This is a genomic window from Acetobacter lambici, assembly GCF_011516885.1.
GTDB lineage: Bacteria > Pseudomonadota > Alphaproteobacteria > Acetobacterales > Acetobacteraceae > Acetobacter > Acetobacter lambici.
The window spans coordinates 1-13,979 of sequence record NZ_WOTD01000047.1 but is presented as its reverse complement, the minus strand read 5'-3'; the positions used below and the strand labels follow the sequence as shown (position 1 = coordinate 13,979).

Below are 13,979 nucleotides of genomic sequence, written 5' to 3'. Positions count from 1 at the left end.
GCGCGCGGGTGATTTCAGTCCAGGCCATCTTGATCTCATCAGGTTATCGCAAACCCATGAATCATAATCCACTGAAATCACTCAACTCATTTTCGGTCAGACACTAAGAGAGTAGCCAGCTCACTTAATAATGAGCCGGATTGACGTGTGGTTATGTGTATGAGGCATGGGGGTTAAACAATGTCTGGCCTGATTTTGTTTGCCGCAGGGGGCTGCACGCTGGTTTGTGGAGTGTTGCTTTACCTCTCGTCCAGACATCAGTGCATTTTTGTCAGTCGTCCTAACACCCGTCTCTGCCTGTCTGGTGCAACGGGTATGGCCGCGCTGGCCATTTTCCTGCTCGGAGAGGTCGAGGGCAAGGCAAGTGCGTGTTTTATGGTCGTGTTGCTTTTGATGGCGGTTTGCAGCTTTTTTCCCCTGCTCATGGCAATGCGCCTGTCTGGCAACAACCGCTCATGACGGAAACGCGGCTTAATAACCGGCAATGGCTGGCCAAGTTTATGGCGGCCCTTGTGCCCGGTGCGCTGTTGTCTTTTGGCGCCATGGCTGTTGTGGGGACGTTGTGCCACACCACGGGGGACATCCGAACGGTTTCAGCTCAATTTTTAATGTGGATGGCCGTACTGGTCTGGCTTGCTCTGCTGGGTAGTTGTTTTTTGTTCCGTTCTGGCGCGCGGGCATGGGCAGTTCTTGGGGGAGCGGCCCTGTTGGTCTGGGGGGTATTTGGAGTGCTGACGAAAGTTATTATGGCATGAAAATTCGGCCCGATATTGTGCAGGTGTACCGGGAGGTTCATAGCTGGGTTGGCATTCTTTGCGGTCTGTTCCTGTTTGTGGCGTTTTATGCGGGCTCCATAAGCATGTTTGAACAACCATTGCAGAATTGGCTCACTCCTGCCCCCACCTTGCCAGAACCTATTGGGCTGGAGGCAACGCCCGAGCTTTTGCAAAAAGCGTTTGCAGAACATCCAAATGCCAGCGAACACTATACCATAGTCATTACCCCGGATAATACGCGCCCTGCCCGCCTTATGTGGCCACAGGACCCCACGCATCGTGGCCATGGGCCGCAGGACTTTGTGCTGGGCGCATTGTCACCCACTGGTGATCTGGTGACAATGACCCGTAGACCATCAGAAGTTCCATTTTTTATTGATCAGTTACACGAACAGATCGGTCTGCCGTTGCCACATGTTGTGGCGCGCTACGTCATGGGCTGTGTGGCTTTGGCCTATTTTTTGGCATTAGTGTCCGGTGTTATCGCATTTTTACCGGCTTTGAAGAAAATGCTATTTGCAGTCAGGCTCGGTACAGGGGCACGCAAAGTCTGGCTGGATATTCATAATCTTGTGGGTTTTTTCTCGCTCCCTTTCCATTTTGTTATTGCCACGACCGCAGTTGTTTTTGCTTTTCATGACCCAATTTATGCGGTGCAGGGTAAGTTGTTCCAGCGAGGGCCGGTTGCGGACCATGGTTCCATGCACCCACATGGGCATTCTGGCGGCAGAGGCAACGGTAACTTAGTCCATGCAGCCAGTCTGGAGGGGCAGATGCCTCCTCTGGCCATTCTGGACGCATTACGGCAACAGGCTCCCGGTTTTGTTGCCGATACACTGGAATATACAACGCAGCAGGGTAAAGGAAAAAGCCAGACAACGCTCAGAATTGCAGGGCATGATAACCGTTATCCCATGCGGGGAGCTACAAACGGCTTTGCCATGGTTGACCCGTTGAATGGTAAGGTTTTGTCAGCAGATTACCTGCCGGGGCACCAGTCTGCGGGGTTTGCTGCCTTGACCGCATTTATTGCCCTGCATTTTGGCAGTTACGGTGGATTACCCGTGCGTTGGGGCTATTATTGTATGGGGCTGGGTGGAGCCTTTTTGTTTTATACTGGTAACAGGCTGTGGATTGCCGCGCGCCAACGGCGTGAGGAAAAAAATGCTGGCGAAGGTTTGCAAACACGCGGCACATGGTTGCTATCCTGCCTGACAACCGGATGTATTACAGGGTGCATGACAGGGATTGCTATTTTATTTATGTGCGCGCCATTCCTCCCCTCGGGGGGGAGTTACGCGCAGGCATCCATTTTATATTACATGGTATTCCTGTTGTGTGTGGGGCTGTCCTTTATTTTAAAAGAACGTCAGCGTGAGCCATTATTATTTTGTGTAACTGGTTTTGCAAATATAGCGGCAACTTTTGTTATACTTTTTTCCATAACATGGAGGCATGCAAGCCTGCCTGCGCTGAGTGTTGCTACGATTGCGTTGGTTCTGGGGTGTTTTCTTTTGTGGTCCGTCAGGCGGTCTGCATGCAGGCTTTCCGCCTGACGGAAGTTGTGTGACTTGCCTCTGCGCTAAGGAGCAGAGGCAATGTCTATATATTTTTAGTAAATAATAACGGAACGGATGGATTTTCCATCATGCATCAGATCGAATGCATGGTTAATGTCTTCCAGTCCCATAGTATGGGTCACAAAGGGTTTGAGGTCGATTTTGCCCTCCATGGCGTCCTCCACCATGCCGGGTAGCTGGGTCCGCCCCTTAACACCACCAAATGCGGTGCCCTTCCATGTGCGCCCGGTAACAAGCTGGAAAGGACGGGTGGAAATTTCCTGCCCTGCCCCTGCAACGCCAATAACAACAGACTGGCCCCAGCCACGGTGTGCGCATTCAAGGGCTGCACGCATGACGTTAACATTGCCAATACATTCAAACGTATGGTCCACCCCCCACCGGGTGATGTCCAGAATGACCTGCTGAATGGGCTTGTCATAATCCGTGGGGTTGAGGCAGTCGGTTGCCCCCATGGAGCGAGCCAGTTCAAATTTATCCGGATTGGTGTCGATGGCAAAAATTCTGCCAGCTTTTGCCTGCCGCGCTCCCTGAATAACCGCAAGCCCGATACCACCAAGCCCAAAAACGGCAACACTATCGCCCGGTTGTACTTTGGCTGTGTTGTGCACAGCGCCAATTCCGGTTGTTACCCCACATCCGAGCAGGCAGACATGCTCATGGTCCGCATGGGGATTGATTTTGGCAAGGGAAACCTCGGCAACAACCGTGTACTCACTAAAGGTGGAGCAGCCCATATAGTGGTAAAGAGGCTGGCCGTTGTAAGAAAAACGGCTTGTTCCATCGGGCATGACGCCCTTACCCTGTGTCTCGCGCACCGCAATGCACAGGTTGGTTTTGCCCGAAGTACAGAACTCGCACTTGCCGCACTCGGCCGTGTAGAGTGGAATAACGTGATCGCCCGGGGCGACCGAGGTCACGCCTTCACCAACTTCCACAACAACGCCAGCCCCCTCGTGACCCAGCACACAGGGGAATAGCCCTTCCGGGTCGCTGCCAGAGAGGGTGAAAGCATCCGTATGGCACACCCCTGTGTGGGTAATCCGGACCAGAACCTCGCCCTTTTGGGGAGGAGCTACGTCAATTTCCACAATTTTAAGGGGTTCGCCAGGAGCAAAGGCAACAGCGGCACGAGACTTCATGGTCGTTCCTTTTGGGTTATTTCAGATAGGTGCGGACGAGGGACAGAATGGTGTTGATACTTTGTTTTTTTCCAGAAGCCAGATCTGGGTCAGAATCAAATTCCTCATGAAGATACATCTCCATGACTTCGGACATAAGGCCGTTAACCGCGCCCCGGATTGCAGCAAGCTGCTGGAGCACCGGAGGGCAGTCCGAGCCAGATTCCAAGGCCCGTTCCAGCGCGTCACACTGCCCGCGGATACGCCGTAGCCGGGTGAGCGCCTTTTTTTTATCTTCTGGGGTATGGGGCATTCTGTCGGATCATCCTTTGGTACTGTGGGGGAGTATAGTATCTTGCTGCAGATATGGCTATGACTTTGTCATCAGCACTGCGCTATGTCGGGATATGCTGGTTCGTAAAATGGTCTGCGATGATTAAGCTATGATCGTTTTTTTTCTATAAAACATAGAAGCAGTGCAATAATTATACTATTGATTGATAATAGCATAATACAGATAGCAATATCAGGTATGGCGGAGTTAGCCAAACTGATCTTAACTGCCCGACCAAAGACAACCAGCGCAAGAAGACGAAGCACAATGATCTGTTTTTTTGTGGTAGGCGTAGCCTGTAAACCAAATTTGTTGCGTACAAAGGTAAGGCTACAGGCCCAGATAAGGCAGGACGCAAAAATTGTGGCTTCTGTCAGGCATAGAACCGTATCAGTCATGGCGGGCTTGACCAGATAGGATGCGTAAACTGCCAATGGCAGTAAGGCCAGTCAACGCGCACAGGCTGTTGACACTCAGGTGGAGTGGTGTTCCCCATGCGGCCAATGGTGCTGTACAGCCATCAATGGCAGGAATGGCCAACCCGAGCATTCCGGTTGTCCCTGCGATTATACGCCAGCTTCTGTTAACGGGAAGCGTCATGGCCAGCAGGAGGCAGACTGCCCAGATGCCAAAAAAGCCTGTGACCTCCAACGTGGACCGTGCGGCCCAGAATGCGGGGATAAGCCTGTTAAAAACAAAAATACTCAGGCAGGCAGTTACAAGCCCTCCGATCAGGGCAATATTCAGGCGCTGTGCTAGGTGGAATGTGTAGGCGGGCTGTTTTTTTTGCCTTGCTGTATAATAAATCAGGCCACTCCCTACCATAATGGTGGATGCCAGGCCGCCCCCAAACCAGAGCCAGCGCAGCAATGGCCCCATACTACGGGCAAGGTGCAGGCCATTCAGAATATAAAAAGCATCTTCAATCTGTGATGCGTCTTTGGTTTTGCTCAGGAATTCTCCGCTCTGGCTGTCAAATGTAGCGGACAGGTCATTTGAGTTCAGACTGTTCTGCCGGATTGCCGAGAGTGTTGTTTTGCCGTCGTCAAAAAGCACATAGGATGGAGCGATCCCCAACCGCGTGCGTGTCTGTTGTAGCATAAGGTTCAAAGAGGCCTGCGGTGCCCAGTGGGGCGTTCCCTGCGGGGCAATGTCTGCTTGTGCTAGGCTGGGTTGGTCAAGCTGTATGACCGGCAGGGCATTTTCGGCGGTTAAAATCAGCCCCGTCCATGTGATCATAATATGGAAGGGTAGCATTGTACTGCCCGTAAGCACATGGATGTCCAGCAGGCTGCGTGCCATGGACGCTTTGAGCCTGAGTGTAAAATAATCCGGCATCAGGCGTTTGAGGTGCAGCAGAACGCCAGAAAACACTATGGCTGCAAAAGCAAAGGCAATGCACGCAACCAGACGTTCCCCCCACGGGCTGGGTATGCGTAATGTATAATGGAAATGAAAGAAAAAATTCCCACCTTCCGTCTGCCTGACCGGAATTGTCTGGCCGGTTTGTGGGTCCAGAGTTGGTCCTACAAAGCTATGACCGTCGTAGTGCAGAACGCGAAGGGTGGGATCCCTTGGTTCCGGCAACAGCAGGAATGATGGCGGGGCTCCAGCGTGATCATTCTCAAGCAGGATCTGTTGAGCCCTGTCCATGGCGTAGGATGTAAGTTGGGAATCTTGGGGGATAAGTGCTGTTTCTGGCTGCATCCAGCGTGTTAACTCGGTATCGAATAGGGCCAGCGTGCCGGTAAAAAAAATGGCAAAGGCGGCCCATCCGGTCACAAGACCGGCCCAGCGGTGTAACCATGCCAGACGGGCGCGGCGTGCGGGGGTCATGCCTGCATGGCCAGTACAAGTCCGCCACTTAGCGCCAGCCCGCCTCCGCCCAACAGGGCGTAACCTGGATGAGTAACCCAGAATGCCCAGATCATGCCCAAAGGAGCCAAAGCGCTGGCCATTACCCGGTAGCCCGGAATGACAGCTTGAGAAAACGCGGGGAAAAACGCCACAATGGCAGACCCCCACAACACAAGCGCAAGCCAGACAAGGAGTGCTGAGGCAATGCGACAGGTATAGGCTTGGGGGCGTGTCACATATAACCCCATACAATGCCTGCCATGGCCCCTTCCCTGCTCCATGAACAACTCGGGGCTGGTCTGGTGCATAACGCGGATGGGTACGAACGTGTTAAAGGCTTGGCAGGCACGAAACCGGGTTTTCCTCTAGGCTGGTAAGCTCTGTTTACGCCTCCTTGTAATGCGAATTACTCTCACCCTCAAGGTTGAGGGGGGTATGTTTGGCTCTTACGCCGCATAAAAGATTATTGCTGTAGTGTTCGGGCCAGATCAGCCAGCGCGCTGATCTGGCGTGTCAGGAACGCGCGCGTTGGTGCGTCGGTCAGAGCCAGAGTCTGAGGGTCAATTTTGCTGGGAACAAGTCCGATCATGGCCTCAGGTTTGTTCAGAACAAATGCATCCAGAAAAACAAGGCTTTGCCGCAGATGATACTGTGCCCGCGCCCCTCCGATCTGTCCGGGAGATGCGGTTTGAATAGCGACAGGTTTTTTGGCTAAAGGCTGAGGTGTTACGCGGGATAGCCAGTCTATGGCGTTTTTGAGCACGCCGGGTATGGAATAATTATACTCGGGCGTGACAATAATAACCCCATCTGCGGCCTGAATCTGTGCCGCCATGGCCAGAACCGCTGGCGGGAATGCCTCATCCTGCACGTCCTGACTGTAATGGGGAAAGTCGGCAATGCTTCCCAGAGCAGAAATAGAGACCCCTTGTGGCGCCAGCTGAGGCAGACTTCGGGCAATGGCGGCGTTAAAAGAAGCACGGCGCAGACTGCCCAGCAGCGTTACAAAATGCAGTTGTGTAGAGGTTGTCATGCTCGCCTACCTTTTTATGAGGGTCTTGTCGTGGCTTGTTGAGTGCGCACTGGTTGCTCAGGTTGGAATGTTACCAAAACGTCCGTTACTGAAGTCTTCCATGGCTTGGTGGATTTCCGCTCGGGTGTTCATGACAAAAGGGCCATACCCTTCAATCGGTTCGTTCAGGGGGGCTCCGGTCAGCACCAGAAAACTACTCTGCTCCTGTGCCTGAATACTTACCTCCGTTCCCTCATGGTCCAGTAGAACGAGCTGCGCACTGCCAAGTTCCTGTTTATCATTAATGCTCAGTCGTCCTTCAAGCGAGACAATTGCTGCATTATGTCCTTCCGGGAGGGAAAGAGTGACTGCCCCACCCTGCCTGAGTTGCACATCCCAGACATTTAGCGGGGAAAATACGCGTGCCGGGCCTTGGGTGTGGTCATAATCGCCTGCAATAACCCGTAACGATCCCGCATTGTTTGGCAGGGGCAGTGTGGGAATGTCTGCCGCCAGCAGAGTCTGGTAAGCGGGTGGTGTCTGCTTGTTCCGCGCGGGCAGATTGACCCAGAGCTGGACCATTCTGAACGCTCCACCAGTGGTGGCATATGCTGGAGAATGGAACTCCTGATGCACAATGCCGCTGCCTGCTGTCATCCACTGCACATCACCCGGTCCAATGGTGCCGCCTCCACCAGAGGAATCACGGTGTTCGACCTCTCCATCATAAACAATAGTGACCGTCTCAAAGCCCCGGTGTGGGTGCTCCCCTACGCCGCGGCGCTCATCTGTAGACTGGAACTGATGGGGACCTGCGTAATCGAGCAGTAGAAAGGGGCTGAGATGTTGGCCCAGAGTCGTGTAGGAAAAGAGGGAGCGGACGGGAAAGCCATTCCCCACCCAATGCCCGCGTTCGTTGCCGTAACGCCCCAGAATTTTTTTGTGCATGGTTTTTCTCCTGTCTTATTGGAGCAAGAGCCAAAACAGGCTCTTTTTGCTTATCCTGAATATAGAAGCCATGGAGCGTTCTATAAATATCGACAGATCAAACATTGCGTTGCATAAATAGAACGATGAGAGACCTTAACGACTACTCTTATTTTGTTCAGGTTGTGGATTTTGGCGGGTTTTCGCCTGCTGCACGCGCAATTGGTGTGCAAAAATCCTTGCTGAGCCGACGCATTGCCATGCTGGAAACGCATCTGAATACCAGATTGCTGCAACGTTCCTCCCGCCATTTTTCAGTGACTGAGACAGGCCGCCGGTTTTATGGGCATTGCAAAGCTATGCTGGCTGAAGCGGAACTGGCTGAGCAGTCCATTGCCCAGTTGCAGGCAGAGCCGTGCGGAATAATACGCATGAGTTGCCCCGTGGCTTTGCTGAATTTTCAGTTCGGAGCCATTCTGGCGCGGTTTATCATGCGTTATCCGTCGGTCCGCTTACAGTTGGAGAGCACAAACCGCCGGGTTGATATTTTGCAAGATGGGTTGGACCTTGCCGTACGGGTCCGATTTCCTCCAATGGAGGCATCTGATCTTGTGATGCGTGTGCTCGATACCAGCACGCAATGCCTGATAGCCGCGCCAGAGTTGTTGAGCGTGCGCCTGAACTCCCCTGCGGATCTCACCGCTTTTCCCAGCATGGATTTTCATACCAGTCCGGCCGAGCAGTCCTGGATTTTGGAAAATGGACAAGGACAGACAGCCACCGTCTATCACGAACCCAGACTGGTGACGGACGATATGGCCGTATTGCGGGAGGCCGCGTTGTCTGGTGTTGGTGTTGTACAACTTCCAACCATTATGGTGTGGAAGGATGTTCAGGCCGGTCGGCTTGTTCAGGTTCTGCCGCAATGGACACCGCGTGCGGGCATTGTGCACGCGGTCTTTCCGTCCCGCAAAGGGTTGATGCCCGGAGTAAGGGCTTTGCTCGACTTTATGGCTGAAGAATGCGCTCAGCAAAGGCAGATGGCGACATCTACCTTTCTCGCCCGGAACTCATGAGGGGAATATGGGTCCACAGGTTGTGGTATTTGTGCCCCATATCGTCCCTGCACTAACTATAAAATATTATTTATTACGGTAATAAATGCCGGTATTATCACACTGATAGATTGTTTGATCCGAGCTGAAAAAGCTTGTTGATGGCTGAGTTCCAGTAATGATGCAATGATGTTCCTGAACAAATTGGTCCCATTGTTGCTGACGATAATTGTGCAGGATTGTCGATCCCCCCCCACATTATCCCACCCACAATGACGAATGCTGAAAACCATAAAACAAATTCTTTTGTATTCTTGCTCATGTTTCATGTCCTTGCTGAATGAATAAGGATTCAGCTACTGGTTTTGACCTTCGCCCATTGGAAACAGAGCGATAAACGCTATCTAATTACTTTTTGCGCATGTGGCAAATAGCGTATTGCTAACGTTTTGCAGGTAATAAATTTTCAATTTATTATATTTATTTATAATCCCCGGACACAAGCACGGTAAATTTTGAGGTGTGCGTGGGAGGGGGGGGGCTCATGTGCGCAGGCAGGTTTAGGTCTAGGCACTTTTGAGTATGCCTTTGCCGCCGTATGGCAAAAAGGCTACCTTCCCGCAGATGCGAGGGGTAGCCTTTTTGTCAAATTATGCAGTCTAAACCTTCTGGTCGATCAGACTTATGCCGCAGCCAGAAGTTGGGCGTCAGATGCGGAGCCAAAGAATTCATAATGGATATGCGTTTGCGGTACCCCCTGAGCCTTGAGGGCCGTAATCATGTCCAGCATGAATTGGTCTGGACCGCAAACCCAGTAATGAGTGTCCGGCTTAATCTGCGAGGCAAGCCATTCGGGGGTAATACGACCAGCGTGCAAAGCTAGGTCTGGAGTGGCTAATGCTTCTGCCGACAGGCCCGTGCTATAGAAAATATCCGCCTTGATAAGGCCTTTGCGCGCCAGATCCTGCACATATGCTCCAAATGCCTGTGTGTCTGGCGCATGCGTTCCATGTACAAAGTGGATCGGGCCGAGTGACTGTTTTTCAATCTCTCCCAGTGCGGACATAAACGGTGTCAGACCTATACCTGCACTAATGAACATGGTTTTGACATCTGGCTTGGGAGCGCAGGCAAACTCTCCTGCTGGTGCGGAAACCAGAAGTTCATCCCCTTCCCTGACAGTGTCATGGAACCATGATGAAACGACGCCTCCCTCAGCCTTGCGGATGCTCAGGCGGTAGTGGTCAGAAGCCGGTGCGGAAGAAATGCTGTAGTTGCGGCGTTGGGAACCGTGGTCGGGGATGTCGAGCTTGAAGCTCAGATACTGGCCTGGCTGGTGCTGCATAACCGGTTTTTGGTCAGTTGGCACAAGGTCAAACGACCGGATTGTGCTGCTTTCAACAACAATCGTGCGCACGGTAAAGCTACGCCAGCCAGTCCACCCCCCGGGTGTTGCGGCATGCGCCTGATAGATCTGCTTTTCACGACCGGTCAGCACATCGGCCAAAAACCAGTAGGCCTTACCCCATGCGTCCATAATCTCCGGTGTGGCAGCATCGCCGAGCACATGGGCAATGGCACCAAGGAGCGCCTCCCCCACAAAGGGGTAGTGCTCTGGCAGAATGTTAAGGCCTACGTGTTTTTCAGCAATACGTTCGACCATGCCTCCAAGGGCACCCAGATTGTTGATATTGCGGGCATATGCCAGCACAGCAAGAGCCAGAGCCTTTGGCTGCTCCCCATCTTTTTGGTGTGACATGTTAAATAAATCGCGAATTTCCGGTTTGGATAAAAGCCGCCGGTACATTTCTTGCGTTATAGCCAGTCCATGTGCTTCCAGAGCGGGAACACAGGCGGAAACGATTGTCCGGGTTTGGTCATCAAGCATGGTGCTCATGATATGCGTCCAAAAGATGTAAAATGCAGATACCTTTAGTATGGGAGGTTCAATAAGATGTCAATAAAATACATCTTATATGTCTGTTGAATATGTCCAGATGCAGCCATGACTGCTATGAATAAAAAGCACCCAGACATGCAAAACTTGCATATCGCGGGGTTAATCGGTTACAAGGAACAAAATTCAACAAAAAAGGATGCAATATGGCAAATTTGTCAGCGCTTTTGACCGACGCCGCAATTTTTGTATTTTTCCCATGGGCTTTGTGGCGGCTCCTGCAAAAAACGCTGCCAATAGCCGTGTTGCCAATCCTTGTGGGTATTGCTCTTGCAGTGTGGCACGTCCCTGTGCAGCAAATGGGTATTCCCTCTGTTTATGGGAATAATATTGGTTGGGTTGCCGTGTTGGTGCTGGCTTTTACCGCTGGTCTGGAAATGTGGCAGCACCCCGGTGGGGAGCCTTCGGGGCAGGATTTTGCACAACCCACGATTGGCCGCCTGTTTGGTGGCGCTGCTGTGGCTCTGGGCATTCCCTTCTGTGTTGGTTCGTTCCTGGCCTACACGGTTTTTTTACACCTCCATGGCTGGCAGGCGCCTGATGCCACTCCCTTTGTGGCGGCGGCATCCATTGGTTTGTGCATTGCGGTCAGTGCTCTGCCTGTTCTGATTGGTGTTGTGCGTGAGTTGGATGTTGCGCAAAGACCTCTTGGGCAGCTGGCTCTTAAGCTGGCTGTGGTGGACGATGCGGCATTGTGGATCGGGCTGGCGGCGCTTCAGTTCGCGGCCCGTGGGTCTGCCTCCCTACATGGCTGGACGGGGCTGGAGGCGCTGGCGGTTCTTTTGCTCGTGGGGCTTGCTGCCGCGGGTTATTGGGCGTCCCACCATTTCCGTCATCCGCCATTGGCTGTGATCTGGCTGGCTGTGCCGGTTTATCTGGCCGCCGGGTCCTGGGCCAGTATGCAGCTTGGTCTGCACGAACTGATTGGTGCTTATTTTGCCGGTGCGATCATGCCCCCCAGCTGGGTGCGGCGTTTGCCGGTGGAATCTGTGGGAACGTTCGCCCTGATCTGGTTTGCCCCGATGTTTTTTGGCCATAGCGGGCTGCATATTAATGGTGATGCCTTAACATGGCCCTCTGTTGTGGCGTCTTTGTCGCTGGTTGTTATTTCAATGGTAACCAAAATTGCCGCAGTCTATATTTATCCTCCCGCTGCTGGGCTTAAGCCACGGCAGGCATTGGGTGTTGGCGCCCTGCTCCAGTGCAAGGGGCTGATGGAAATTGTGGCTGCGACCATTCTGCACGGTCAGGGTATGCTTTCCGATTTTGGGTTTGCGTCCCTTATGGTTCTCGCGGTTATTTCAACAACCCTGACAGGACCATTGTTCAGGTTGCTTGCTCCCCGCAAAGCGTAACAGAGCTGTGTGGGATGGGGCCATCTGGCCCTTCGGGCTTACGTTTTTGGATGTTACACGCGCGGCGTAGTCCGTGCCTGCCCGGTCATCCCCTTCACAGCATTGTCATGCGGATAGGTCTTGGCAAAAAGTCTTACATGGCCAAGACCTGAACGAGGGCAAGGGCCATGCGTAGGCGTGCCTCGTTATTTTACAAGGAGCTGGAACCTGCATGCCCAGCACTCCCTCAACTGCTCAGGATAAAGCTCCACATCTGCTGGTGTGGCTCGCGGTAGCACTTTTTCTGTCCTATCTTGCGGTTGCCATGTCCATGCCGACAACCTCGGTCTATGTCGCAACATCGCTTCATATGGGCAATGCTCTTGCTGGGCTGGCGGTTGGCGTTGCGTTTGTGTCCACCATTGTCACCCGTGGCGTTGCCGGTCGTTTTGCTGACCATAAGGGTGGCAAACGCTGCATGCTGTTCGGGCTGGTTTTTTATACCCTGAGCGGTGCGCTGTCTGCCATGCTCGCGTGGATGCCAACAGTCTGGGCTGCTTTTGCCATGCTGATGGTGGCCCGCCTGACACTCGGCCTGAGGGAAAGTCTGACCGTTGTAGGGCTGCTGGCATGGGGTATTGGTCTTATGGGCCACCAACGCTCAGGGCGGGTGCTCTCTGTTGTGGGGATGGGCATGTATGGCTCCCTTGCCGCAGGTAGTCCTGTGGGGTCGGCTTTATACAATCAAGGGGGGTACGCGCTGGTGGCCCTTGCCTGTATTGCAACGCCACTAATGGGTTTTGCCATGGCTGCCCCCGTGGAGGCAGTGCCTCCACATGGCGGAGACCGGCAGCCCCTAAGCCGGATTATCAATAAGATTTCCGACCTTGGACTGGTGGTTTTTTTTCAAGGTATCGGGTTTGCAGCTATCGGTGCGTTTATGCCTCTTATGTTTGTGCATAGGCACTGGGCACATGCCGCCATGGGGCTGACGTTTTTTGGTCTCGCGTTTGTGTTGGTCAGAATTCTGTGTAGCCACCTGCCAGATAAGCTGGGTGGCGCGCGTGTTGCGTTTGTTTCCATGGGGGTGGAAACCTGCGGACAGCTTTTACTGTGGCAGGCCCCCAGCCCAAACGTGGCATTGGCGGGTGCATTTTTGACCGGCTGTGGCTGCTCCATGATCTTTCCCGCCATGGGGGTGGAAGTTGTTCGGCGTGTTCCTCCGCAGATGCGGGGGACGGCCATGGGTGGGTTTGCTGCTTTTCAGGACCTTGCATACGGAGCGACTGGCCCCCTGACCGGCCTGCTGGCCGAATGGGCAGGCGATAGCGCCGTTTTTATGGTCGGGGGCATAGCTGGCATTGGTGGACTTTTGCTGTCCGCCCGACTGGCATGGCATGAGCGCGCCGCAGTGGCGGCGGACTAAAAACAACAGGATGGATAGCCACATGAAACCCGTAGTGATAGCCGCCTCCCTTTTGCTTGCCGCTCCCGTTTTGGGTCATGCGCAAACAACCCCTGTAGCCCTGACCCATGTCAGGATCATAGATGGCACAGGGGCCCCTCCAACAGAGAATGGAACCGTCCTTATGCAGGACGGTACAATTGTGGCTGCTGGGCGGGCTATACCCGTGCCCCCCAACGCCCAGATTCTGGACCGGTCTGGGATGAGTGTTCTACCCGGTCTTATTTCCGACCATAGTCATGTTGGTCAGTTGGTGGGTGTTCATACAGGGGCGCAATTCTATACGGCGGACAACATCACTTCGGAACAGGCGCAGTATCGGCGCTATGGTGTGACAACCGTGACCGCTCTGGGCAACAATGTTCCGCGTGTTTTTGATCCCATGCGCAAAGATGCCCATATGGGCCTGTTGCCTGTGGACCTGTTTGGGGTGGATCAGGGTATTGGCGTGCCTAAGAGCCTGAATCAGAAAGGGGTTTGATTGATTTTTCGCAGAACTCTGCGGATATGGGCAATCATCAACCACGCGTGGGATGACGAGATTGTTGCCTCGACATCCTT

General features: G+C 53.3%; 15 protein-coding genes and 1 pseudogene. 7 read left to right on the top strand and 9 right to left on the bottom strand.

What is annotated here, in order from left to right:
- Positions 1–180: 180 nt before the first annotated feature.
- From GOB86_RS13140 to GOB86_RS13130, 3 genes are read left to right on the top strand one after another with little or no spacing between them, the layout of a single operon-like run.
- Entirely contained in the window at positions 181–459 is a 279-nt protein-coding gene (locus tag GOB86_RS13140; RefSeq protein WP_165992988.1) for a hypothetical protein, read from the top strand.
- Positions 456–755: a hypothetical protein gene (locus GOB86_RS13135; RefSeq protein ID WP_165992987.1), complete on the top strand. Its 300-nt coding sequence runs from the start codon at positions 456–458 to the stop codon at positions 753–755. Before GOB86_RS13140 ends, GOB86_RS13135 begins: the two co-directional genes overlap by 4 nt.
- Entirely contained in the window at positions 752–2,332 is a 1,581-nt protein-coding gene (locus GOB86_RS13130; RefSeq protein ID WP_165992979.1) for a PepSY-associated TM helix domain-containing protein, read from the top strand. Before GOB86_RS13135 ends, GOB86_RS13130 begins: the two co-directional genes overlap by 4 nt.
- Before the next feature lie 56 nt (positions 2,333–2,388).
- Here the strand turns inward: GOB86_RS13130 and GOB86_RS13125 are convergent, their stop codons facing one another.
- The 6 genes from GOB86_RS13125 to GOB86_RS13100 all read right to left on the bottom strand — a co-directional run bounded on the left by GOB86_RS13125 (position 2,389) and on the right by GOB86_RS13100 (position 7,628).
- Positions 2,389–3,498 carry an S-(hydroxymethyl)glutathione dehydrogenase/class III alcohol dehydrogenase gene (locus GOB86_RS13125; RefSeq protein WP_165992977.1) on the bottom strand — a complete coding sequence of 370 codons (1,110 nt, stop codon included), beginning with the start codon at positions 3,496–3,498 and terminating at the stop codon, positions 2,389–2,391.
- 16 nt (positions 3,499–3,514) lie between these two features.
- Entirely contained in the window at positions 3,515–3,790 is a 276-nt protein-coding gene (locus GOB86_RS13120; RefSeq protein ID WP_165992975.1) for a metal-sensing transcriptional repressor, read from the bottom strand.
- Between the two features lie 411 nt (positions 3,791–4,201).
- Positions 4,202–5,647: a PepSY-associated TM helix domain-containing protein gene (locus tag GOB86_RS13115; RefSeq protein WP_165992973.1), complete on the bottom strand. Its 1,446-nt coding sequence runs from the start codon at positions 5,645–5,647 to the stop codon at positions 4,202–4,204.
- Positions 5,644–5,904, bottom strand: a complete 261-nt coding sequence (locus GOB86_RS13110) for a hypothetical protein (protein ID WP_165992971.1) — start codon at positions 5,902–5,904, stop codon at positions 5,644–5,646. Before GOB86_RS13110 ends, GOB86_RS13115 begins: the two co-directional genes overlap by 4 nt.
- 227 nt (positions 5,905–6,131) lie before the next feature.
- Complete coding sequence (locus GOB86_RS13105) at positions 6,132–6,701, bottom strand: NADPH-dependent FMN reductase (protein ID WP_165992969.1); 570 nt, start codon at positions 6,699–6,701, stop codon at positions 6,132–6,134.
- 57 nt (positions 6,702–6,758) lie between these two features.
- Positions 6,759–7,628 carry a pirin family protein gene (locus GOB86_RS13100; RefSeq protein ID WP_165992967.1) on the bottom strand — a complete coding sequence of 290 codons (870 nt, stop codon included), beginning with the start codon at positions 7,626–7,628 and terminating at the stop codon, positions 6,759–6,761.
- A gap of 125 nt (positions 7,629–7,753) precedes the next feature.
- Here GOB86_RS13100 and GOB86_RS13095 point away from each other — a divergent pair, with 125 nt between their 5' ends.
- Positions 7,754–8,683: a LysR substrate-binding domain-containing protein gene (locus GOB86_RS13095; protein ID WP_165992964.1), complete on the top strand. Its 930-nt coding sequence runs from the start codon at positions 7,754–7,756 to the stop codon at positions 8,681–8,683.
- A gap of 97 nt (positions 8,684–8,780) precedes the next feature.
- Here GOB86_RS13095 and GOB86_RS13090 read toward each other — a convergent pair whose 3' ends face one another.
- Together GOB86_RS13090 and hmpA are read right to left on the bottom strand one after the other, a co-directional pair.
- Positions 8,781–8,984, bottom strand: coding sequence for a hypothetical protein (locus tag GOB86_RS13090; protein ID WP_165992962.1), 204 nt, complete (start codon positions 8,982–8,984; stop codon positions 8,781–8,783).
- A 360-nt stretch (positions 8,985–9,344) separates the two neighbouring features.
- The gene (hmpA, locus tag GOB86_RS13085; protein WP_165992960.1) at positions 9,345–10,559 is read right to left on the bottom strand and encodes an NO-inducible flavohemoprotein; all 1,215 of its coding nucleotides are present in this window, start codon (positions 10,557–10,559) and stop codon (positions 9,345–9,347) included.
- Positions 10,560–10,765: 206 nt separating this feature from the next.
- On the opposite strand from hmpA, the gene GOB86_RS13080 reads away from it, so the two are divergent.
- The 3 genes from GOB86_RS13080 to GOB86_RS13070 all read left to right on the top strand — a co-directional run bounded on the left by GOB86_RS13080 (position 10,766) and on the right by GOB86_RS13070 (position 13,899).
- Positions 10,766–11,974: a cation:proton antiporter gene (locus GOB86_RS13080; protein WP_165992959.1), complete on the top strand. Its 1,209-nt coding sequence runs from the start codon at positions 10,766–10,768 to the stop codon at positions 11,972–11,974.
- A gap of 211 nt (positions 11,975–12,185) precedes the next feature.
- Positions 12,186–13,379, top strand: coding sequence for an arabinose transporter (locus GOB86_RS13075; protein ID WP_165992956.1), 1,194 nt, complete (start codon positions 12,186–12,188; stop codon positions 13,377–13,379).
- Positions 13,380–13,401: 22 nt separating this feature from the next.
- On the top strand, positions 13,402–13,899 hold the full coding sequence (locus GOB86_RS13070; protein WP_165992954.1) for an amidohydrolase family protein: 498 nt from the start codon (positions 13,402–13,404) through the stop codon (positions 13,897–13,899).
- On the opposite strand, the pseudogene GOB86_RS13065 reads toward GOB86_RS13070, so the two are convergent.
- A pseudogene (locus GOB86_RS13065) lies at positions 13,884–13,979 on the bottom strand (IS5/IS1182 family transposase); the annotation flags it as partial. The gene GOB86_RS13070 and the pseudogene GOB86_RS13065 overlap by 16 nt on opposite strands.